This is a genomic window from Paenibacillus hebaui, from assembly GCF_051934385.1.
GTDB lineage: Bacteria > Bacillota > Bacilli > Paenibacillales > Paenibacillaceae > Paenibacillus.
This window is the reverse complement of the sequence record NZ_CP196836.1, coordinates 2,627,491-2,649,531: the sequence shown is the minus strand read 5'-3', so window position 1 is coordinate 2,649,531 and position 22,041 is coordinate 2,627,491. Positions and strand designations below refer to the sequence as shown.

Annotated in this window: 23 protein-coding genes; 2 read left to right on the top strand and 21 right to left on the bottom strand. The window is 48.6% G+C overall.

Annotation, left to right across the window (positions count from 1 at the left end):
- Positions 1-71: 71 nt before the first annotated feature.
- From ACR32F_RS12205 to ACR32F_RS12185, 5 genes are all read right to left on the bottom strand, one after another.
- Positions 72-1,244, bottom strand: coding sequence for a Gfo/Idh/MocA family protein (locus tag ACR32F_RS12205; RefSeq protein ID WP_440118943.1), 1,173 nt, complete (start codon positions 1,242-1,244; stop codon positions 72-74).
- The gene (locus ACR32F_RS12200) at positions 1,241-2,158 is read right to left on the bottom strand and encodes a sugar phosphate isomerase/epimerase family protein (RefSeq protein ID WP_440118942.1); all 918 of its coding nucleotides are present in this window, start codon (positions 2,156-2,158) and stop codon (positions 1,241-1,243) included. Before ACR32F_RS12200 ends, ACR32F_RS12205 begins: the two co-directional genes overlap by 4 nt.
- A gap of 470 nt (positions 2,159-2,628) precedes the next feature.
- Positions 2,629-3,126 carry a metallophosphoesterase family protein gene (locus ACR32F_RS12195; RefSeq protein WP_440118941.1) on the bottom strand — a complete coding sequence of 166 codons (498 nt, stop codon included), beginning with the start codon at positions 3,124-3,126 and terminating at the stop codon, positions 2,629-2,631.
- A 36-nt stretch (positions 3,127-3,162) separates the two neighbouring features.
- A complete protein-coding gene (locus ACR32F_RS12190; protein ID WP_440118940.1) occupies positions 3,163-3,597 on the bottom strand; it encodes an Rrf2 family transcriptional regulator in 435 nt (144 codons plus the stop codon).
- A 43-nt stretch (positions 3,598-3,640) separates the two neighbouring features.
- Entirely contained in the window at positions 3,641-4,018 is a 378-nt protein-coding gene (locus ACR32F_RS12185) for a DivIVA domain-containing protein (protein WP_024630343.1), read from the bottom strand.
- A 201-nt stretch (positions 4,019-4,219) separates the two neighbouring features.
- Here ACR32F_RS12185 and ACR32F_RS12180 point away from each other — a divergent pair, with 201 nt between their 5' ends.
- Positions 4,220-4,786, top strand: coding sequence for a TraR/DksA C4-type zinc finger protein (locus ACR32F_RS12180; protein ID WP_440118939.1), 567 nt, complete (start codon positions 4,220-4,222; stop codon positions 4,784-4,786).
- Positions 4,787-4,903: 117 nt separating this feature from the next.
- Here ACR32F_RS12180 and ACR32F_RS12175 read toward each other — a convergent pair whose 3' ends face one another.
- The 7 genes from ACR32F_RS12175 to ACR32F_RS12145 form a co-directional block, all read right to left on the bottom strand.
- On the bottom strand, positions 4,904-5,587 hold the full coding sequence (locus ACR32F_RS12175; RefSeq protein ID WP_440118938.1) for an ArsR/SmtB family transcription factor: 684 nt from the start codon (positions 5,585-5,587) through the stop codon (positions 4,904-4,906).
- Positions 5,588-5,698: 111 nt separating this feature from the next.
- Positions 5,699-6,118, bottom strand: a complete 420-nt coding sequence (locus tag ACR32F_RS12170; RefSeq protein WP_440118937.1) for an MFS transporter — start codon at positions 6,116-6,118, stop codon at positions 5,699-5,701.
- A gap of 237 nt (positions 6,119-6,355) precedes the next feature.
- Complete coding sequence (locus tag ACR32F_RS12165; protein WP_440118936.1) at positions 6,356-6,631, bottom strand: barstar family protein; 276 nt, start codon at positions 6,629-6,631, stop codon at positions 6,356-6,358.
- A 14-nt stretch (positions 6,632-6,645) separates the two neighbouring features.
- On the bottom strand, positions 6,646-7,086 hold the full coding sequence (locus tag ACR32F_RS12160) for a ribonuclease (RefSeq protein WP_440118935.1): 441 nt from the start codon (positions 7,084-7,086) through the stop codon (positions 6,646-6,648).
- 259 nt (positions 7,087-7,345) lie between these two features.
- Positions 7,346-8,353 carry a Gfo/Idh/MocA family protein gene (locus tag ACR32F_RS12155; protein ID WP_440118934.1) on the bottom strand — a complete coding sequence of 336 codons (1,008 nt, stop codon included), beginning with the start codon at positions 8,351-8,353 and terminating at the stop codon, positions 7,346-7,348.
- 2 nt (positions 8,354-8,355) lie between these two features.
- The gene (locus tag ACR32F_RS12150; protein WP_440118933.1) at positions 8,356-8,730 is read right to left on the bottom strand and encodes a helix-turn-helix transcriptional regulator; all 375 of its coding nucleotides are present in this window, start codon (positions 8,728-8,730) and stop codon (positions 8,356-8,358) included.
- 470 nt (positions 8,731-9,200) lie between these two features.
- A complete protein-coding gene (locus tag ACR32F_RS12145) occupies positions 9,201-10,361 on the bottom strand; it encodes an acyltransferase (RefSeq protein WP_440118932.1) in 1,161 nt (386 codons plus the stop codon).
- A gap of 61 nt (positions 10,362-10,422) precedes the next feature.
- Here ACR32F_RS12145 and ACR32F_RS12140 point away from each other — a divergent pair, with 61 nt between their 5' ends.
- Positions 10,423-10,824, top strand: a complete 402-nt coding sequence (locus tag ACR32F_RS12140) for a YidH family protein (protein ID WP_440118931.1) — start codon at positions 10,423-10,425, stop codon at positions 10,822-10,824.
- A gap of 355 nt (positions 10,825-11,179) precedes the next feature.
- On the opposite strand, the gene ACR32F_RS12135 is transcribed toward ACR32F_RS12140, so the two are convergent.
- The 9 genes from ACR32F_RS12135 to ACR32F_RS12095 form a co-directional block, all read right to left on the bottom strand.
- Positions 11,180-11,782 (bottom strand): general stress protein, encoded by a 603-nt coding sequence (locus ACR32F_RS12135; protein WP_440118930.1) that lies wholly within the window; start codon positions 11,780-11,782, stop codon positions 11,180-11,182.
- Positions 11,783-12,671: 889 nt separating this feature from the next.
- Positions 12,672-15,191 carry an ATP-dependent helicase HrpB gene (gene hrpB / locus ACR32F_RS12130; protein WP_440118929.1) on the bottom strand — a complete coding sequence of 840 codons (2,520 nt, stop codon included), beginning with the start codon at positions 15,189-15,191 and terminating at the stop codon, positions 12,672-12,674.
- Between the two features lie 98 nt (positions 15,192-15,289).
- Entirely contained in the window at positions 15,290-16,096 is an 807-nt protein-coding gene (locus tag ACR32F_RS12125) for an SDR family oxidoreductase (protein ID WP_440118928.1), read from the bottom strand.
- A 191-nt stretch (positions 16,097-16,287) separates the two neighbouring features.
- The gene (locus tag ACR32F_RS12120) at positions 16,288-17,130 is read right to left on the bottom strand and encodes a protein phosphatase 2C domain-containing protein (RefSeq protein ID WP_440118927.1); all 843 of its coding nucleotides are present in this window, start codon (positions 17,128-17,130) and stop codon (positions 16,288-16,290) included.
- A gap of 10 nt (positions 17,131-17,140) precedes the next feature.
- A complete protein-coding gene (locus tag ACR32F_RS12115) occupies positions 17,141-17,893 on the bottom strand; it encodes a vWA domain-containing protein (protein WP_440118926.1) in 753 nt (250 codons plus the stop codon).
- A 33-nt stretch (positions 17,894-17,926) separates the two neighbouring features.
- Positions 17,927-20,026 carry a hypothetical protein gene (locus ACR32F_RS12110; RefSeq protein WP_440118925.1) on the bottom strand — a complete coding sequence of 700 codons (2,100 nt, stop codon included), beginning with the start codon at positions 20,024-20,026 and terminating at the stop codon, positions 17,927-17,929.
- A gap of 157 nt (positions 20,027-20,183) precedes the next feature.
- The gene (locus ACR32F_RS12105; protein ID WP_017689071.1) at positions 20,184-20,459 is read right to left on the bottom strand and encodes a WXG100 family type VII secretion target; all 276 of its coding nucleotides are present in this window, start codon (positions 20,457-20,459) and stop codon (positions 20,184-20,186) included.
- A gap of 196 nt (positions 20,460-20,655) precedes the next feature.
- Positions 20,656-21,204 (bottom strand): WXG100 family type VII secretion target, encoded by a 549-nt coding sequence (locus ACR32F_RS12100; protein ID WP_440118924.1) that lies wholly within the window; start codon positions 21,202-21,204, stop codon positions 20,656-20,658.
- 6 nt (positions 21,205-21,210) lie between these two features.
- Positions 21,211-22,041 (bottom strand): hypothetical protein, encoded by an 831-nt coding sequence (locus tag ACR32F_RS12095; protein ID WP_440118923.1) that lies wholly within the window; start codon positions 22,039-22,041, stop codon positions 21,211-21,213.

Sequence of the window (22,041 nt, the reverse complement as noted above, 5' to 3'; positions counted from 1 at the left end):
TTGGATTTTCCGTTTATCCGTTCCGTTATCTAGTACTCGCCCTGAGTTCAGCTTGGTGTATCCGTTTCACTTCACTTGAACGTTTGGGTCAGATCAGCTGGCTGGCCCTTGCTGTAATCCTTGACCTTCTTCGTAGTAGAAGCCACAATCCGCCCCTGCAAATGTTCATAGAACAAATCCTCATCAATCGGAAGATTCACCCAGTTGTCCGTCCAGGTTGACAACAGCATGGCATTTGATAAGGTTAACCCGTAAATTCCATCCTCACCGGGAGCAATCAGAGGTGCACCTGTTCGAATAGCATCGATCCAGTTGCGAATCAGGCCAGGATGTCCGGTTTCCACACCGGTAATCGGCACTTCGCACTTCCAGCATTCCGGCTGTCCAAATCCTCCAGTAAATCTCTGATTGAACTCAGGCTCCGATTCACGCAAACGCCAGAAGGTCAACTGACCGTCTTCTATGACAATTTTCCCCCGATCCCCGTTCACTTCGAAACGGTTCGTCCCCGGTGCTTCCCCTGTGGTTGTCACAAATACCCCTGTTGCTCCATTCGGATATTCCACGTAAGCGGTAACATCATCTTCCACTTCAATATTCCGGTATTTACCGAATGAACAGAATGCCCGCATACGTACAGGCATCATGCCAATGGTCCATTGCCACAGATCCAATTGGTGCGGGTCCTGATTGATCAGCACGCCGCCGCCTTCTCCTGCCCAGGTTGCCCGCCAACCGCCGGAGTCATAGTAGCTTTGGGAGCGATACCAGTTCGTAATAATCCAGTTCGTCCGCCGAACCTCACCGAGTTCCCCTGAGGCAATCAGATCTCTGAGTTTGATATACAACGGATTGGTGCGCTGGTTGTACATGATGGAAAACACTTTACCGCTGGCAACCGCAGCCTCATTCATCCGGCGTACCTGTTTGGTGTATACTCCAGCTGGCTTCTCAATCATGACATGCAAGCCGTGCTGCAAAGCCTGAATGGCCTGCTCCGGGTGGTCATAATGCGGTGTGGCAATGATGACCGCGTCAATTGTACCTGATGACATCATCTGCTCCGCATCCTGCCAGTAGGTGACTGATCCCGGAAGATTACTGGATACCCAGCTCTCCATTTCCATTCTCACATCACATACAGCCACCAGTTCTGCTCCTGGTACTTCTCCTGCTACCAATGTTCTGGCATGCGCTGCCCCCATATTACCAATGCCAATAACGGCTACTCGAACCAAACTCATACCTGTACCTCCTTCTCGTCAACACGACGCTCTATTTCGGCAAAAACATCTGCAAAATGCTGTAACATCGCCTTGGATTCCAATGCTCCACTGAAGTCCTCAATACCGTAGTAACCGTCATAACCGACGGCTCTCAGATCCCGGAACATCTGCACCCAATCCACCATGCCTTCGGTCAGCGGGGTCCATTGGCATTTCCAGGCTGTATTCAGAGCCATTCCTCTGTTCTTTTCATTTACACTAGCCTTATGAGTATCATACGATTCTGTTTCAAACCAACCGGCATTCTTCACATGCACATGAGACAGATATGGACCCAGCAATTCGAGCCCTAATCGATGATTTTCATATCCTTCATGCACCATGTTACCTGGATCGTACAATACGCCCACATACTGCGGGTCCAGCGATTGCACAAGTCGATAGGCCAGGGATGCCGTCGGTGCAATCGTTTGATGATGGGTTTCGACTACAGCCTTTACCTTATACTGTTGGGCCATCTCCTGAACCTCACTCAGATAATGCACAGCTTGTTTGTACAATTCAGGATAGCTGGTTTTGCGATCATAGCCGGGGACTCCTACACGCATCATGGATGCCCCCAAGGCCTGAGCGGCCTCAAATGCCTGCTCCGTCGCAATCAGATCCCCGCAGCTTAGATAAGGCACCAATGCAATCGATTGCCGGCCATGCCTTTTTGCTGCTTCACGGAATACAGGAATCTGTTCCTCCCAGCAGCTCGGGTCTACCGAGCATCGATTATTTCTCCAGTATGAAGGCTTCTCGGATAAAGCATCTTCAGGGATTCCGCGGAATCTCCACTCAATACCTTCGATCCCGGCTGCAGCCGCAGCTAAAGCCAATTCTTCTGCCTTCAAATCAGGGGTTGCTACGGTGAATACGGATAACTTCATCAAGGACCATCTCCTTATGTAAACGTATTCAATTTAGGGTTGTAAACGCATTGTATCACTCCTCTCAGCGTCTCCATAGGGGGCAGCGCCAACAGATGAATGTCAGATAACGAACAGACCATATTCCCCATTCAGGGATAACTGAAACTCCGCCTTTGACCATGAACACAACAAAAAACACCCCTGAAACAGAAACAATGTTCCGATCAGAGATGTCATATTTAAGAGGTTGTTCAAAAAGTCCGCTTTTGATTACGAAGGATGCCTAGTGGCATCATCAGCATCAAAGATGGAATTCAGCCGAAATGTCCGTTGCTCACGTCGTTTTCCCTACGCTCCGCTACTCCATTTCTAGCTTCATCCCATCTTCTCGGTACTGAAAACCGCTCTTTTTGAACACGCACTTTAAATTAAACCCTTACCTAAATCCAGAAATGATATTCAATCAACAAGAATCTGCTGGCTCCATCCTACTCCTTGTCAAAGAAAACATGCTCAGCATGTAATTTGCCCAAGTGTATCGTCAGGATACCGAACGAAAATTGCTTCTGAAAGCGCCGATCCGTGGGTGAACCCGGATTAAATATCAACATGTCATCGACAGTATGCATCACCGGAATGTGCGAATGTCCATATATCACAGCATCGACCTGCTGTCCTGCAAAAGTATAGATTGCATTCTGCTCCGTACCCTTCGCTCCCTGATGGCCGTGTACGAGACCCAGACGAAGCCCATCCGCTTCAACGATGCGGGAATAGCCCAGTTTTTCAGCGATTTCGGACGGGTCCGTATTACCAGCGACCCCTTCAACCGGCGCATACTCACTAAGCAATGGGTATACACTCCAATCCGACCAGTCACCGGCATGAAGAATTAGATCGGCACTCGGCAATACATCAAGGAGCTGAGCCGGTAACTTGTGTGATTTTCGTGATAAATGCGTGTCGGAGATGACTACAATTTTCATATGACAACCCCCCTTTCCTTTGCGTCTTACTGCAATCTACTCTGTCTGCGATGGAACAGCTTGCATCTGGGTACAGGAACGTTCCATATCTTCAAGCGTAATGGATGCAAAGAACTGCTCCACCTTAGCCTCGGCAACCTGATACAGATTGGTCAGCAGGCTGTCTATATGCAAACCCACCTCACAATCCGGGTTACAATTGCCGTGAATCGGAAACAATGGACCTTCATCCTTAGCCACCTGATAGATCATGGCTAATGTAATTTCGCTTGATGGCTTCGCAAGATAGAAACCTCTTGTTCCTGGCGAAGAGTTCACAAATCCTGCCTTTTTCAGCCCGCCCAGAATACGTCTGACGACGACAGGGTTGGTATTTACGCTACCTGCAATATGTGCAGACGTGATTCGTTCAGGCGCGCTGAGTGACAATAACAATAAACAATGCACACTGACCGAAAAATGAGTACTCATGATTAACCACCTTTTATTTTATATAATCCCAGATGTGCCAACACTATTCGGAGAACAGGTCCTGTTCAGGGCGTGCCCTGATTTTTAGCTGTCGCACACTATATTCCAGTTGTTTCACAATATCATCCAGTTGTTTACGATCAATCTTGGTCGGATCTTCCACAGGCTTCGCCGATGACTTCAGATCCCGAATCGTTAACTGCTGTTCTTGCCATTTGTCCATCAGATCTGCGATATTGGCATAAAAACGCTCGTAATCTTTAATCACCAGGTCCAGGTAAGCATCTACCTCATCAGGATCATAACCACGAAGTTTATAATTGAATTGTTTTTCATGAATCGATAAAGCGTCGAGCTGCACGCCCAATTGTTTGAACAATTGTCTTTGTTTGTCCAATCTTCGTTTCATATGTTCATCCATCTTGAACCCTCCATTATCAAACGCGATGCGGTATGAATTAAACGATAATGATTCCGCCGCATTTTCTCTCTCTATTTTTTATAACACATTATCCGTCAGATATAAAACTTAATGCCCTCTTTCCTCATGAAAATGATTGCATATCATGAAATTCGGGTAAGGACAGACTACAACTCCACTACGGGAAAGGAGCATGCCCTTATGAGTACATTAACTAAAGATCAATTTCAAGAGCTGAAAAACGCTCTTTTGGAACAACGTGAAAACTTGCAACGTCATTTTGAATCCAGCATGGAAGATGGAGCTCCAGCCGAGTCGCTCAAAGATTCAACGGGCGAGCTGTCATCCTACGATAATCACCCGGCAGATGCGGGTACGGAGACGTTTGAACGAAGCCGTGACCTAGCGATCGACGATACATTAACAGACGAATTCAATCAGGTTAACGATGCACTGGAACGTATCGAACAAGGCACATACGGAACCTGTGTGACCTGCGGAGAGGACATCCCGTTCGAACGACTTCAGGCTATCCCCTACACTGCATACTGTATTAATGATACGCCTAACCGGGAAATAAGCAACGACCGTCCGGTGGAGGAAGAAGTGATGACAATGCCGCCAAGCGGCTCTGGTGAGGTAAGACAGCGCAATGCTGGAAAATTCGACCATGCCGATGCATGGGAAGCCGTTGAAGAGTATGGCACCTCCAACTCACCTGCAACTGCAGCCAAACGCGATGTGAAGAACTATGATGAAAACATGTAATGTGTCCAAGGACTGACGTTGATATGGACTCCGTTTGGTTGACTCTCAGCCATTCTGCCGAATTACGCATGAAAAAGCCGCCAATGGCGGCTTTTTTCGCGATATGGTATGCTCCATTTATTCTTCCAGTTGACCACCAGACGAGGGGTCCTGCCTCTTTGCAGAAGGTTGTGATGTTTTGGAAACAATCGGAGCTTTACCAGATGAAGCTTTCTTTTTTGCTTTCACATCTGTTTTGGTAACAGGCTTATTCTCCTCTTGTTTGGACAGGGCAGTGAATAACTGATACACCTCTTGCCCCCCTTTTTGCTTGTCTTTTGTTAGGTAGGGCTCACACAGCTTCGTAATATTATCGTACAGAAGCTCTACTTCCTCACGGCTTGCATACAACGTCATATCCGAGATGAACATGTGATCCCCTTTTTCCGCCTGATTCATAAATCGCTTACGGCTCTGCTCGAACATTTCATTTAATAATTTGAGGGTTTCCGATCGAAATACCTGCTTCAAAGGCGAATTCTCTTCATCTTCGTTACGGAGCTGGATTTCTCCCTTAAAGGGTTCGTAGTATTTGGCGATGATTCCATTAATTTCACGAGTGGATACGATCGTAAGCAAGCCGATTTTCTCCAATTTTTTCACATGATAGTGTACCTTGGCTGGCACCTCACCCATCTGGTCGGCTACTTCTTTTACCGTAGAGGGTCTCCCTTGTGTATTAAACATATTCATAATCTGTATCCGATACGGATCGGAGTAGACCTTGATTTCTTCAATCGTTGAAAGTACTTTCTGCTGCAAACCTGTATCCTCATTTCCGGGGTACCTGTTGCTCATCAATGTGTATATTATATCGTTCAGGCAGGGCTTCGGTCAAAATAAGTCAGAGATAACAGGATTCAGAAAGCCAGGCTACAAAACGCTACGGAAGGTCTTGCTCAGAAGCAGCGCAGCTGCGGACATAGCGAGCAAAATACCAAACACGATAAATAGTATCGGTATTGCCATCCAATCTGCAAGTGCTCCTGAAATCAAACTCCCAAGTGGTGCCACACTCAAGACAATCATACTTTGAAGGGCGTACACCCTTCCCAGCATATCGGGAGGTGTAACTTCCATCAGATAGGACGCAAGGGGTGTCGTGGCGAACGGGATACCTATGCCCATCAGTAGACAAAAGACAGCAGCTACAGGCAGCTGGTACGATGTCATATAAGCTGGGAGTGCAGTCATGGCATAACTGAGGCCTAATATGACAATTCCGCTAATGACCAACACACTTTTACGATAATTTGCTCCTTTATGTGTCAACCATAAGCCGCTAAGCACCATGCCTCCCACCAGCAACTCACTCAGCAGACTTAATCCCCCCCCGCTCCGGCGTGCAACGTTTCTATGACATATGGCGTACGCAGAACACCCTTTCGTGAAAATATTTTTAACGTCGTGGTTTTGCTCCTCTATTTTGATGTTTCGTAACCAGATTTCCCTACAACAAACAAATACAAAAAAAACAGACCTCATGGTCTGTTGGGTTGATTAGATATCCGAACTGCCTTCATTTTCTTCCTAGTTTTCAACACTCAATTGAAATCCGGTCTGCTCGGCCTGAACTTCCAACATCAAATCGCGTATCCGGTCCGCTTCATTTCCCAGCCGTTCTTCGCTAATTCGATAGTTTGTCCATCTCAACTCGAGTGGAAGTTCAATCATACCCGTCAGGCAATCCCACAACGCGTCGAGGTTCCCGCCGTAAAAGTCCGGCAGATCCAGCTTATCCTTTAATTGCTGATGAAGTTCAGATGCACTGGCAAAGGCCTCTCCATCCAAAATCACGATATTCATGGCTGCTCCTTCCTCTATTTCATGCGTGTAAATGATGCATAGTGGTCTGTCGTTTTGTAGATGAGTCCATCATTGGAATACACAATCCGATCCGAATTACGGAAGCCGGAAGTATAATTGATATCTGCTTCACGCCATGTACGCCCGCTGGCTTTAGGCAGAAGTCCCTCCCGATTGCCGAATACGTCTCCCCCGATGCTTTTCCCAGGAGCAACCACAGCCAGATTTCCTTTTGACGATACCCAGCCCAGTCCTGTTGCCTGTGATTTGGTAATAAAGTTACATGGCAACGTTCCGTTTGCACTCAAATAGTTCGCTACACCGGTAAACGTATTAATGATGGTACATGTTGCAGCAGAAGCCTTCTGCTGTGTGGCTGGGGTGAACTGTGAACCTGTGAAGAAAACTACCGTTAACAACATTGCCAGTAAAGCGGTTGATATAAGCTTTTTCATTGATCCTGCCTCCCGATCCCTCAAAGTGGATGAACCTTGCCACCATGTACGTTCTACGAGTTGTAACTGCCAGATTGTACGTTCTGCTAGATTATAGTAAACAAGTCATCTCATGACTATTTATATCACATCATTTTGGTAGAAGTATCAAAATAAACCGTTAAATTTGTAAAATATTATAATTATAGCATTTTAAGACAGAAAAAAGACTCTCATCCCTGAAGATGGAGTCTGCGCTTTCTAGTATGTTCTATCTTCTCTAATCGATCAATTGCACCCGTTGACGAGTCCGTGCCGATTCCAGGCACGCATCAATGACTCGCATATTCTGAATCGTATTTTCCGGACTGAAAGGCAAGGCTTCTCCTTCAAGCACAGCGGCAGCAAATGTCTCCACCTGCAGAACATAGGAATTGGATACCGATACACGTTCCTCACGGCTGATCGAATCGGTGTGCACGATAATTTGAGGTGGAATATCACTATTCTCCCAGCCAAATACTTTTGGCAGTTCAATCCGTCCATCCGTGCCCAGGATCTCCATCTCAGCTCGTCCCGAAGCCCACATGCCACAGTCGAAGGTTAAAGCTACCGAATTCGGAAACTCCACAAGTCCCGAGGCCATCATATCGACTCCATCATGCTCGTCCGAGAATAGAGCGTGCACTGTCACCGCTTCCGGCTCCTGTCCCAGGTACATCCGGGCAGCCGAGATCGGATATACGCCTAGATCGAATAATGATCCTCCGCCCATCTCTCTTTTGAACCTTACATTCTCCTTGTCCTCCGCGGTATTACAGGTGAAGTTGCCGTGGATGGCCCTGACGGTGCCAATCTCTCCACTGGCTATAATCTCTTGCACACGTCTGTGCTTGGGATGATATCGATACATAATCGCTTCTGCAAAAAGTACGCCAGACTGATTACATACCTCAATCATCTCCGCTGATTCAATCGCGTTCAGGGCAGCCGGTTTCTCACACAACACATGTTTTCCAGCCTGCGCGGCCTTCATCGTCCACTCTTTGTGCAAATGGTTGGGAAGAGGAATATATACGGCTTCAATATCGGGATCAGCAATGAGTTCTTCGTAACTGCCATACGATCTGGCAATGCCGAGTTCTTCTGCGAGGGCTTCCGCCTTCTCCTTGCTGCGACTGGCTATAGCCAAGACTTCACCACGCTCAGATTGCTGGATGGCCGGAATGACTGCATTCTTCGCAATGGTGGATGTACCGAGCACACCCCACTGTAACTGTCTGTTCATGCTTATCTTCCTTTCGTTCCGTAATTGTCCTCTTCTGCCTTGTGTAACATCCCGAGACATCGATCCAGATCGACTTTGACCTGTTTTTTATACAATTCAGCTTTCTCGGCACCATCGTCCGTGAAGTGATATAGAACGATTTCCTGAAAATCAACCTTGGGATCATTGCCCTTCAGCTTCTTTGTACGATAAAATACACCCTGTTGTACCAATTCATGCAATGCCCGATATACCTCGCTCTGGGGTGGTACATAACCGTAGGCTTTGAATTCCTGCTTCATCTCCTCCAGCATTTCATAACCATATCCCCTGTGCTGTTCAACCATCGTAATCAGATACAGCTTGATAAATGCACGCTGTGCAATCATAAAAGCCACGTTCATTCCCCTCCTGTCAGAACCTATATATCTAGTATTATAAAACTTACGTTCGGGTTCTGCCATCTTTCTCCGTTTTTCTTCCGTTTTCTGTTTCTTTCGATTTTCCTTCCCTTCCTTCATGCTCCCATTAATCCATGTATCAAGGTGGCGAGAAAGAAAGGGGTAGGATGATCAGGAACGATAGGTAGAACAGGAATTGGTGTTTTCTATTGTGAATTTTTCATGTAATGAAATTTTGAAATAAAATTATAAAAGTTTATAAAAGTTTATAAAAGTATTTCGAAGACCTATTGAAAGCACGCCAGATGGTGCTGGCGTCACTTTTTGAGGGGTACTTTTTTCTACTTGATATGATGCTCATTCCTCTTTAATAGACAGATTAGCGATGAAATAGATGAATGAATTACGGTTGGGTGAACCGTGTGATTGTTATATGCTTTTTGTGAATTTTTCATATGTTGATTTACTCACTTATTAAGATTAGGCTTGGGTTTGGCTTTCGGTACCGTTCCCACAATCCACTTGCCCCAGCTTACTCTGGAGATGAGCCAAGTCAGCACACAGGATAACGTAAGGGCGAGCAACCAGGTCATGATCATGCGGACCACCGGATTTAAACCCATTGCCACATAAAACTGTTCATCTGGGATATAGCTGTAACGCAACATAAGCATATGCATCAGGTATCCCCCGTAAGATACACCACCAATCCAGCCAAGCAATCGTAAGACCTTAAGATTGTGCAGCTTGCCAGCGAGCTGGTACATCACCATGATGGAAGCGATGAGGAAAAGGGCCATATCCGGCCGAATCAGGCTAACCGTGTAGAATGTAATCTTTATGCCCTCCGGCTTCTGGAACTCCAGCATTACTAAATAAGTAAACCGCAGACCGAGTACAATAAACATCGTCCAGTACACCCAGCGCAGCCGATGAATCCATTCATTCCAGTGTTGGACCGATAACCCGGCTGCTGCCCCAAGGACAAAATAAAAAAAGAAATACAAGAAATTTCGATCGGCATACGTTGTAAACGAATCTGTCAGTACCGGAATGCTCAACCATTCCATGAATTTTGCGATATTGCTCAGTTGATCGACGAGCACAAGATATACGGCACCGGAGATCAGAAGAGCTACTATGCGCCCCTTCGCCTCATACCGGTTGTATACATAACGAATTGCTCGCAAGAACAGTGGAAACAGCAGATAAAATTGAATAAGCATGATAATGTACCAAAAATGAGAAGACGTTTTGCCTGTGATTAATTTTAACCCAAGGTCAGGAATATCCTGCCAACCAAATCCATTCCAACCGCGAGGCGCGAGTGTGAAGGAGATCAGTGACCAGATGATATAGGGGATAATTACATCCGTTAATCGCTTCTGCATGAAACGACCATAATGCAGCTTGTCTCCTGTGTTATAGAACAGTACCATGCCTGTAATAAAAATAAACAAGGGTACTGCAAATTTGGACAGCATCAGCAGGATCGCGAGCAGCACGCCGTCCTCCAGCTTCGCTTCCGGTACGAAGGAATAATGAGCAATGGAATGCTGGAGAACCACGGCTGCAAAGGCAATTCCCCTCAAGCTCTCTATTTCTGCAATTCGTTCTCTACGAGGCATAGCAGTCAGCCACCTTTCTTGGTTTTGCAATAAAAACAAAGTACAATGAAGCAGTATATTGATGAACGGGGTGATTCACATCTCAGATAGAGACAACGATATAACCACCATTGACTCCAAATATGTACAACAGCATCTGGCTAATGAACGTACCTTTCTGGCCTGGGTTCGTACTGGCATCGCCATGGTTGGCATCGGCTTTCTCGCTGCCGGCTTCGGATTTAACTCCACGGCATATGATCGGATCGCACATATTGCGGCAATCATCACCGGGATTACTTCCCTGATCAGCGGCATAACGATCATCTTGTGTTCCGCTACCGCTTATCACCGTAAACGCAATCAGATCAATTCACAGACATTCCAGGCCTCAACCGGATTGATTCGTTTCCTGACGCTTATGCTGCTCGTGATTGGACTGGCTCTGGCCGTTCTACTGTATGTATTGTTATTCCCTGCCTGACAGGATTAACACCTTCCTGCTAGGGGGGGCGTTCATCCATTGAGCACAGGTACAAAAGCCGGCTTCCCCTAAGGAAACCGGCTAATGACCACCTGGTGGATCATATATGTCATTCGAGTACAAGAACCCTGTCATCGATATCTAATTCCATTCAGCGAAACAAGACATGAGTTATAGTACGTGTTCAAAAAGTCTGTTTTTCAGAACCGAGAAGATGGAAAGAAGCTAGAAATGGAGTAGCGGAGCGTAGGGAAAACTACGTGAGCAACGGACATTTCGGCTGAATTTCAACTTCGATGCTGATGATGCTGCTAGGCATGATTCGTAATCAAAAGCGGACTTTTTGAACAACCTCTTATAGGAATGTATTGTTACCGAATCGAGCTGCCTTATTCTGGGCTTCCAATCTGCGCTCTTCCATATCCAAATCAGGGCGCTCAGCTGGCACTTCTTCTCCATGAACAGTCGCTCTGTCACGGTTCAGATGGTTGTTACTGCTAAACACATCATATACATCCGTGTCCCGATCTGTAGAGTCAACGAGCAACAGGATTTTGCCACTTTGCACGTATTCTTCATACTGTCTAGCGTCCTCTTCGGGAATACCAAGACCTACGAGCCCACCTACAAGTCCGCCAGCTCCCGCACCTACAGCAGCTCCGGTAAATGCTGCTGCGATCGGACCCGCAGCCAGAATAGGCCCTATGCCCGGAATAGCCAATGCCCCAATACCTGCAAGCAACCCGGCTACGCCGCCGAGTACACCGCCGGTAGCCGCACCTGCAGCTACGCCTTCAGGCGCTTTCGTACCCGTTTCTTCCCGAATCGCCTTCAGTTCCTCCCGATCCTGTGTAACTACCGAAATTTCGTCTGAAGTGAATCCTTGCGCTTTCAGGCCCTCGATTGCCCGTGATGCTTCACCTTCTGTATTAAACACACCTACGATTTTCTTCTGCATAGTGATTCCCTCCTCATTTAATTGAGTGGTTCGCTATGTTATTACCCGCCTTGCTTTCTTTCAAACGTTTCCATCGAAATATAATATGTGTTAATACCACTTTGAATCGAGTAGCTCTACCCAATAAAGGGCCCATTTACTAGGTACAGATAGCGATTGTGAAGCAACATTCCACCTTGTGGATTGCCTAGGGGCCGAATGTGCTTCATGAGCCTCTTCACCCTCAGCGCGAGGCGATCCGGCAATGCCCGCAGCAGTCCCCAGATGTCCGATATTGGTTTAAAGTAGTCCTCAAACCTCGGTCTGAAAGCTAGAGTGGAAACCGAACGCGTCCGGAGCCGGAGCGGGTGAATGCGCGGCATGAACGTGTGAGCAAGCGGCAGTGGACGAGAGCCGCAGTCTGAACAGGCAAGCAGTCGAGACGCCGCGAAGTCCGATTTTCTTCTCGGAGACCTTCGTTACGGCGGGCGGTACCCGGAGTCGTCCCTCTCGCTTGTGGCTGGAGTAAAGGTAGAGCGCTAACGAACATGAGACGTGTTATTCAAGGGTTTGAAGCCCCTGCAGAATGATAAGGAACCTGAGACACGCTATATCGGAATGTAGAGCCGTTTGTAGCATTTTTTAATGGATTTTAGGAAATAACTTGTCTGGTGTTCCTTACGTTTGAAAAAGAGAGCCTGGGAGCTAAATAAGACGTCTTATGTTCCTTAGAAAGTCGTCTGGTCCATTCGCCAGGATAAGCTAGCTTGTATTTCAAGAATTTCCGAAGCTGGCATCCAACAGGGTATAGCTTGCCTGAGTTAGAAGACACGTCCTAGTAAACTGGCAATGAAATAGCTACAAATGATCTCCTAGTTAACCAAGATATCACATAAGCAAGGTAAATTGGCTATCTCCCCCGTGGTTTGGCCCGGTTTGTCGCTATTGCTTCAAGCGGATCATCGGGCCAATAATGCTTGGGATAACGGCCTTTCAGGTCCTTCTTGACCTCAAAATAGGTTTCGCGCCAAAAATTCGCCAGGTCACGCGTCACCTGTACAGGTCGTTGTGCCGGTGATAACAGGTGTATGGTTAGGGGGACTCGGCCCCCGCCGATCCGCGGCGTCTCCTGTTGTCCAAACATCTCTTGAAGTCTTACAGCCAGAGTGGGATCTTCTGGACGACTATAATCCACAGGAATGCGTGAACCACTCGGTACCTGAATATGTGTCGGTGCTTCGCGGTCCAGTTGCTGTCGCTGTTCCCAACTCAATCCGCTCAGCAATACATCCTGCATCGATAATCTCTTGAGATCCGCAGCAGATCGCATGCCTGTCAGATAAGGACTGAGATGCTCTGCGAGCTCTTCGGTCAGATCATCTTCAACGAGATCGGGCCATTCGGGCAAATGATGATGCAGAAAACGCAGCCTGTCCGCCAGCTGGCGTGAAGATTTGGTCCAGGGCAGACAGTCCAGCCCTTCCATGCGAATGCCCGAGAGCAGTGCTTCCAGCACCTGATCTTCAGGCGGTTGTGCAATACTGCTCTCTTTCACAATAATGGCTCCGATTCGCAGCCTTTTATGTGCTCGTACGCTGCGGGTGTTACGGTCCCAAGCCACCTGTATCTCTTCATGCAGCACATGCGGACTAAAGTCCAGCAATGTCAGCTCCTGCAGCGGCGCAGCCAGCAGGATGCGCGCATCCGCGCCCTGGTCGTCCGCATCGGCTGCGACCAGATAAGCGGAACGGCTCAGCGATTCTGTCGCTGTGAGCCGCACCCCACGGCCGCTGCTCAGCAGATAGCGGCCGTCCTCCCGGCGCTGCCCGATCCGGTCCGGATAGGCGAAGGACAGCAGCAATCCGCAGCTGTCCTCATCCGGCCGTACCGGATCGGCCGCCGGGCCGAGCGCCGAGCGCAGCTGGCGGCTCTCCAGGAGCATGCGCCGCACGGCGGCATCGTCTGCGACAGCCGATGCCGCTTGCGGCGTGCCGCTGCTGTCCGCAGTCAGCAGCGATTCCACGCGCGGGCGCAGGTCCGTGCCCGCGCCTGCATTGCCATTGCTGCGGAGGCCGGCAGGCTCCTGCAGCAATGCCGCCAGCATGCTGGCGTAGCTGGCCAGCCCAAGCTCCGCTGCGCGGAGCAACATGCTGGCCAGTCGCGGATGCACGCCAAGCGCGTTCATCCGCCGCCCGAAGGGCGTGATGCGGCCGGCGTCGTCCAGGCCGCCCAGCTGGCGCAGCAGCGCCTGTGCCTGGCCGTAGGCCGCGGCAGGCGGGGTGTCCAGCCACTGCAGCTCGGCAGGGGTCTGGACACCCCAGGCGGCAAGCTCCAGCGCCAGCGGCGCAAGGTCCGCGGAAGCAATCTCCGGCCTTGCTGCGTCAGGCAGCGCAGCATAAGCCTCTTCGCTCCATAGCCGGTAACACACCCCAGGGGCAATTCGCCCCGCACGACCCCGCCGCTGATCGGCTGACGCCTTGGATACCGGCAGAGTGACAAGTCGGCTCATCCCCGTTCGCGGCGAGAATACCGATGCCCGGCTAAGCCCAGCATCCACAACAACCTTGATTCCGGCCAAGGTAAGGCTGGATTCTGCAATCGATGTGGACAGCACTACCTTGCGTTTGCCCGCTTCTGCCGGGCGTACAGCTTCATCCTGCTGCTTCATTGGCATGCTTCCATATAAAGAATGCACCTGTACATGGGCAGGAAGGATAAGTCTGGATAGCTCCCGCTCGGTACGATGTATTTCTTTCGCGCCTGGGAGAAAAACCAGTACATCCCCTTCCTGTTCCATCAGCGCCTTTACGATAGCCTGAGCCGTAAATGCCTCCAGTTGATCAGATGTCGACTTGGACATATATCGGGTCTCTACAGGAAACGTACGTCCAGGACAGTCGATCCACCTTGTGCCCTCACCTAGCAAGGTACAGACAGGAACAGGGTCCAGCGTTGCCGACATCACCAGCAGCTTCAGGTCAGGACGCAGCATTGCCCTTGATTCCAGCGCAAGCGCCAGTCCCAGATCACCGTGCAGATGCCGTTCATGAAACTCATCAAATATAATCATCGCCGTATCTTCCAGTCCCTGGTCCTGTTGTAACATCCGGGTCAATACCCCTTCAGTGACGACTTCAATTCGTGTGGTCTGACTTACACGAGTATCCATCCGCACCCGGTATCCGACGGTCTGTCCTGCTTTTTCCCCAAGTGAAGCTGCCATTCGAGCTGCAGCTGAACGAGCGGCAAGCCTACGAGGTTCCAACATGATGATTTTCCGTCCATTAACCCATGGCTCATCCAGCAAAGCCAACGGCACCACGGTCGTTTTCCCCGCTCCAGGCTCTGCGATCAACACCCCTGTATCATGATTCTGAAATAACTGTTTAAGCTCTGGAATAATTGGTTGAATCGGTAAATCCATACTCATCTCATCGCTCCTAATTGATGTACCACACGTCTATTCGAATGTTAGCATTATAACAAAAAAAGCCGTTCCAGAGGAACGACTAATGTATATCTCACCTTCTAGCTCAGCAACGACTCCGCACCATCAATGACAATTTCCGCACCTGTGATGTGTCTTGACTCGGCTGAAGCCAGGAAGGCAACCAGATCAGCAACATGTTCAGGCTGCCCCGGACCGTCCGCAAGTGGCTGCTGTCCTTCCGGGAACTCCATTGGAATAACGATCTGCTGTAATTCATCCGTTTTGACTGTACTTTGATCAATATTTGTGGCAATCGCTCCAGGGCAGATGACGTTGACACGGATCTTGAACTTCGCCAGTTCCAGCGCGGCCATCTTCGCAAAAGCCACTTGCCCGGCCTTAGATGTACTGTACGCCGACATGCCAAAGCTGGAGAAACGTTGATTGCCATTAATCGAACTCGTAATTACAATACTGCCGCCACCACGTTTCTTCATGTGAGACAGTGCATATTTGATCGTAAAAAAAGTACCGTTCAGATTCGTCGTAATGATCTGCTGCCAATCTTCAACCTGGATTTCTTCGATTGGGGCGGATACACCGTTAATACCCGCATTGGCAAACACAATATCCAGACCTCCGAACAATTCCACCGTCTCCAATACCGCTTTTTCCACACGTGCCGGATCGGAGATATCTACGTCAAATGCTCTCGCCGCACCATCATGTAACGCATTAATCTCAGCTTCCGTCTGTGAGATTCGATCATTAACCAGATCAAACAGAGCAACATACGCCCCTTCACTGGCTAACTTAAGCGCTGTCGCCTTACCAATACCCGAGCCTGCACCAGTAATAATTGCAACCTTGCCTTCAAACCGTGACTTTCCGTTTTGTCGTGTCATTTATCCATCCCACTCCTTCTCACTAAGCAATTATGTAAGAATGTGCGTTGTAGCTTTATGCTTAAACCAATTCTTCACAAGATTACCCAAAAAGAGTGCCTTTTAAATCAACACGGACAAGTTTTTTCAAAAATGACTCTCATTGCTTTTCATTACCCAACCTACCATTATGGAACACTCAATCCGAACGCTCACCATTCCAACTCAATGAAAGCGGCATCATCTTCAAGCCCACCCGTATGTCTGGCATCCAGTAGTACTTGGATATGTTCATCTGGAATATAAGTCTGGATGGCATCCAGGTCATTCAGACCATCCGTGTACAACTGGAGACGAACAGGTTCACTCGTCGACAGTTTCGCCTCATAGACATGTGGTTTGCCCCCAACGGGACCTTCCCGTGTGGACCAGCGCTCATTCGTCCGGCAATGCACCTGAAACGCTGCGGATTGCTCCTGACCGTTACGCCAGAGCCGAATTCGGGAATCACCTTGCCACGCGAGCCATACACGACTTTTACGGCCGCCTCCGAAGAGTTCAATACGTCCACATACATACATGGCCTGACTACCCCTGCTTCGTTTCTCCATCAGCACTTCCCGCAGCAATAACGGCGAGTTGTCCAGCGGATGCAACTTCTCCAGCTGGTCCGATGCTGGACTGGTCAGGTCATGAAGCAAGCGCTCCACAGCCTCGGAGGAAGGATGCTGCGTCGTTTCCAACCATTCCAGCAAGGCGTTCCCCAGAAAACGTGCAGCAAAATCACCAAGGTAACTCATGCCAACTCCATCGCATAAGACAAAATTGCACACATTACCCTTCATACGAACAGCAGCAAAATCCTGTCCCGTATCTCCCTGGTTGACCGTCTCCGCAGCTCTTCCATAACCATACCGGCACTTGAATGTACCTTGATAACGGGTCAGCGGCTGTTCTCCAGTCTGAACACTCACATAACGAAAGCTGCCCGAGTGTTGCTCAGCACGGCTTCCCTGTTCTCCGGCAGACAATGTTGCCAAACGCATCGCTTTCATGATTCCCCTCCTATCTCACAGGCGTAGCAGCGGACATCTGAAACCCGATGGATACCAGTTCTGCACAAGTACCTGGAAGCATCATAAGTGCACCGGGTGCAAGCAAATAATCTGCCTCAACAAGCATTTCACGATAACTTTCCGGCAGAACCGAGGACATATTGCGCAGCTTCTCACCATGTTCATCCTGAAGCATCGTCTCTGGCGAAATGCCCTTCCACCTTCTCGGTTCAGCAATCGGTCCTTCCAGCAAATGATCGGATATGAAAATATTCTCTACGAGTACATTGCCATCCGGCACACTCATGCCCATAATTCTCTTGGCAATCGGCTCCGGGTCTTCACCAGTAGCTACCCCATCTGTCATGTGACAAACAAGTGGCGCAGGACAGTCCTGCATGTTTGGAATTTCAGCCTGCAATATTTTCTCAGCCTGAAGAAAAGCCTTCGCTGAATCCGAGAATCTTCTCGGTGTCAGATCTGGCAATGAACCGACCGCAGCAATCTCGTCAATTCCCTTGATGCCGTTCAACAAATCGTACACATCATCACTGTATGCCAGAATCGCAATCCTGTAACGAGGTGTCAATCGATTCCCCTTCGTCGAACGAAACACCATTTGGCGAATAGCCAAGGATAAGGCATCATAGACAACATCAATCCGGCGACGATTTTCCAGAACCATATTCATGGAGGCGCTGATATCAATCAAATATATAATAAGTGCGGGTGTGCGCTGGGATGCTTGAATCGTGTAGTTCATCTGGGATGAGCCACCTCCGTCATTCACGTTATTTTACAAATTGGGCAATTTATAATTGGTATTACTCAGGAATTTGTTAATCGCACTCATTCGTGCTGCCACTTTACCTACACCTTTGAAATAGGCAGCATCGCTGCTGTACAAATTTTTGAAATCACGTGCGTAGGATTCGGCATTTGTAATTTTTTTACCTTTTTGTGCGTTGTATGTTTTGTTGTAGTGAGCAATTAGTGTAATTACATTTTGGGCACGTTTTTTCTTTAGTGCAGCTTTTTGGGCCGCCTCCTGCTTGCGTTGCGCCTCGGCTGCTGCCTTACGCTCCGCTTCCTGTTTTGCTATTTTAGCGTCATTCTCTTTTTTCCAGACCTGGTAGGCTTCATACTTCGCCTGTTTGTCGTACTTTTCTTGCTGTGCCTTCTTGGCTGCTTCAAGCTTCTGCTGTTTCTGCTTTACCAGATAAGCATCATATTTCGCCTGCTTGTCATACTTTGCCTGTAGTGCCTTGCGTGCTTCTTCCTTCTTCTTGGCTTCAGCCTGCTGTTTCTTAGCTTCAGCGAGCTTTTTCTTTTCCTCGGCCTCGAGCTTTGCAGCATCTGCCGCTTTTTGCTTCTCTTCTTCTTCCTGTTGTTTAAGAACAGCCGCCTTGGCAGCTTTTTCCTCTTCAGCAGCCTTGATTTCCGCCTGTCTTGCAGCAGCCTCCTGCTCCTTCTGTTTAACCTCTGCCTGATCGGCCAATATTTTGACGGTTGGCACGCTTCCAGCCAACAGAACAATCAGGACAGCCGAAGAAATCATAAACTTTTTGGATCTGTAAAAAGGAACCTTTACGGGCTGACCTGTAAGATCATCCTTGGGATTAAGCTTGGCATCCAGCTCCTGGATCGCCGCCTCAACTTCCAATTGCATCGCACTATTATGCGGAATAAAATGATGCAACGAACGATATACTTCCAGTGCAGCAGCAGGTTTATCTTCATCCTCCAACGCCCTCGCCTGCAGGAATAGACGGTTTACAACCGCTTCCTGACCAGGTGGTTGTATCGCATCTGCGGCATGTGGATGTTGACCAGAGATATCTTGCTTATTATCCGATAGGCTGTTTGCTGCTCCTGTCTTATCTGTCTCGCTCGAACCAGACGCATTCATCTGATCCACAGCCTTCGCTTCTGATTCTTCCACGGCTGCTGCATCAGCCAGATGGATGTCCACCGAAGCCAGTGCCACAAACCATTCGCCAAACGTAGGGCAACTGCTGAGATCATGACTTTCCCATGCACGAATGAACAGATCCGATACTTTGGAGCCCCAACGCTTCTGAAGCGACTCACGCATCGCATAATAACGTTCACTTACGGTCTGCATTTCATGCTGGTCAAAATAACTTTCTCCCCACGCTTTCTCCACAATCGCTGCATCAGACCAGCTTAACATTTCAGCGATGATGACGGCTCCGGCAAAACGGTCGGCATACGAGCTCCACAAACCGCTGTGCACTGTCCGATGGGCTGCATAACCGGGTGAACCAGCAAGCAGAGCATCTGGACGATCCATTTTGGAACCGTACATCTGCTCAACATCTACCAGTTCAACTGCAGAATCCCCTCTCAGGTTCTCATCTTCGGAAAAAAACGGAATCATCACATTGGGTGCGGACAAATCACAATGAGCCAGCCCGCGCTGTTCCATTGCCGAACCGGTTCGTGCAAGTGCTCTGGCCAGCTTCAGACTTTCCTCCGCCGTTAGCTGTTTCTGATCACTGACTACATCGAACCAGGTCAGACCTTGCACCCACGGCATCAATACCGCATACAACAAATCGGAATGTTCGCCAATTAGCGCTCCGTTTCTTTCCGGAGTGAGCACATCACGTTTGCACACCTGCAAACCTGGCAGTTCACTATAAGATTCCATATGTTCAGACTGATACACCATAGCCGGGATACGGAATTTCGGAAAAAATACTTTTAGTGCTTTAGCCCCATTTATTGAATCGTTACGGGGCAACAATTGATAGACGATACCCTGCCTTCCGGCTTGTGCATAAGCTAGACCGGGTGCAGCTGGATGCTGCCCAATCGTATAGGCAATGTCGTTAATCACCACTTCATCCCCAGGATTTGGTTGAAAAGACATGCTTATCCCTCTCTCTGTCATTCTGTAATAGTGCAGCAAAAACCGGGTGCTGTAACAACGCCCGGTTTTTGCTGTAGTTGTAAATCTTCAGCTTGCTGACTGCATATGATTCAGGGCCAATTCGGATACGGAACGTGCCCGATCTATGTATAGCAGATTAGCGAGCTTGGTCAGCTGTACGGAATTTGTTGGCAATAGCCGTCAGTTCCGCGCTGATGCTGTTCAGCGTTTGAACGAAAGATTGCATTTGTTTGCTGGCTTCCTGGAATTCCTGGAAGAAGCGTTGTTTCGTCATACCTTCCCATTGTCCTTCCATGCTTGTGATGGATTGAGTCAATGTAGAAACGATTTGCTGACTTTGCTCACCGCTTTGTTTAAACTGATTGGAAACCTGATCAAGCTGCTCTGGGGTAACTAAAATACGTCCTGCCATTTGTAAATTCCTCCTTGGTTTGTGCAATTAAATTTTGTCTTGTTCAAATTGTACTATACAAGGATCGATCGGACAAAAGCCGAAGGACCTAATCCTAATTACCCCATTTTCGGCTTTTGAAACTTCCCCTAACAGCCTATTTACAAAAAAATTCACTTTATGCTGTCCTTTTTGTTCAACTCTACATCAAATATTCTCAGGAAACTACCGGTTCGGTTCCTCTTCTCCCTCGAAAGGAGGGATCTGTGAATCTCCACGCCACAGGTTCAGGCTGCATGGCCTGGATCAGAGTAGCGGGTGAGCCATCAGGCGGTGTAGCATCCTGAACACGGTACACTGCCGCTACTGCGGAAAATGGATCGGATACAACAGCAGCAGTTGCCAAATGCGCAGGCATAATTTCACCTGCACGATTCGTCTGAAGAACATTCAGCATATTGACCGCATTACCATAGGCTGTGTTCACATGACTCAACACCGTACGATACTCCATATCTGCCTGCTGGAATAACAAGGCCTTGCGTCCCAGCTGTACGCTCAAGTCCATAAAACGACGTACCGCATCTTCGCAGAGTCGCTTACTGTGATTCCATTCACTCATTACCGCAGCGCGGGCTTCAATATCCCACTCCAGCGAATGAATTGCCTGATCCAATACCGTCATCTTTTGCTGTATTTGCTCCGCTGCATACTGAATCTGCCTACTCAGTGCCCGAAGCACATCCGGTTCCACACGAATGCGCATTTACCATCACCTTTCCTCTTCCCCTGCAGGCTGTTTAAGCCAGTTCAGTAGCATCTCATGAAACTGTTCTCTAGTCGTCAGTGCTGCAACAAGCCAATCATCCGAAGCCGCAGTACTCATGCGAAACAACCAGTTGGATACCGGACTTGCAGCAAAAGCCGCAGACTGTGAGTTCCACCCTTCTCCGTTCCATACGAGCAACCGTAGTTCTCCCTCCGACTCCTTGTTCACCAGACAGCGTGCAAGTGCAAGCGACCCATCAGGATCACTTGTCTCCTGTCCCAGCTCATCAGCCACTGTCTCTACCACTTTGTTTTTCACGTCATTCATCACATCATAGAATTTTTTCTTTGAGCACATCAGTGCCGGTTTCTCTACAGGAGAATGGCTGCTCCACTTCATCCTTTGAATCAGCACATCAATGGCTTCACGAACGTTCCCGAGATCACATAGCCGGAAGGAATCCGGTTCGTCTGCAACACGGCATACTTCAACGACACGTTCATCCGTGCAGTGTACATAACTTTCATACGACTTGCCGCTGTAAGTGTAGCGAATCCAACAAGCCCTATCGGACAGTCCGGCAATGGCTACTCTAGAGAAAACGGTCGGTGTCATGATCAGCTCATTGCTGTCCTGATCCTGAATCAGATATCCCTTGTCGAGCAAAGAGGTTTTGACGCACTCCCACTCCAGAGCAATATCTTCCGCCATATACCCGCGGAACGGATCTTCCACGCCAAGCAATCGGTCTGAACCGAGAATACCGGCCAGGAAAAAAAGTTCTTTTATTTTCAAAGTGACTACCTTTTGCTTGGAATCATGAATCGTCAACAT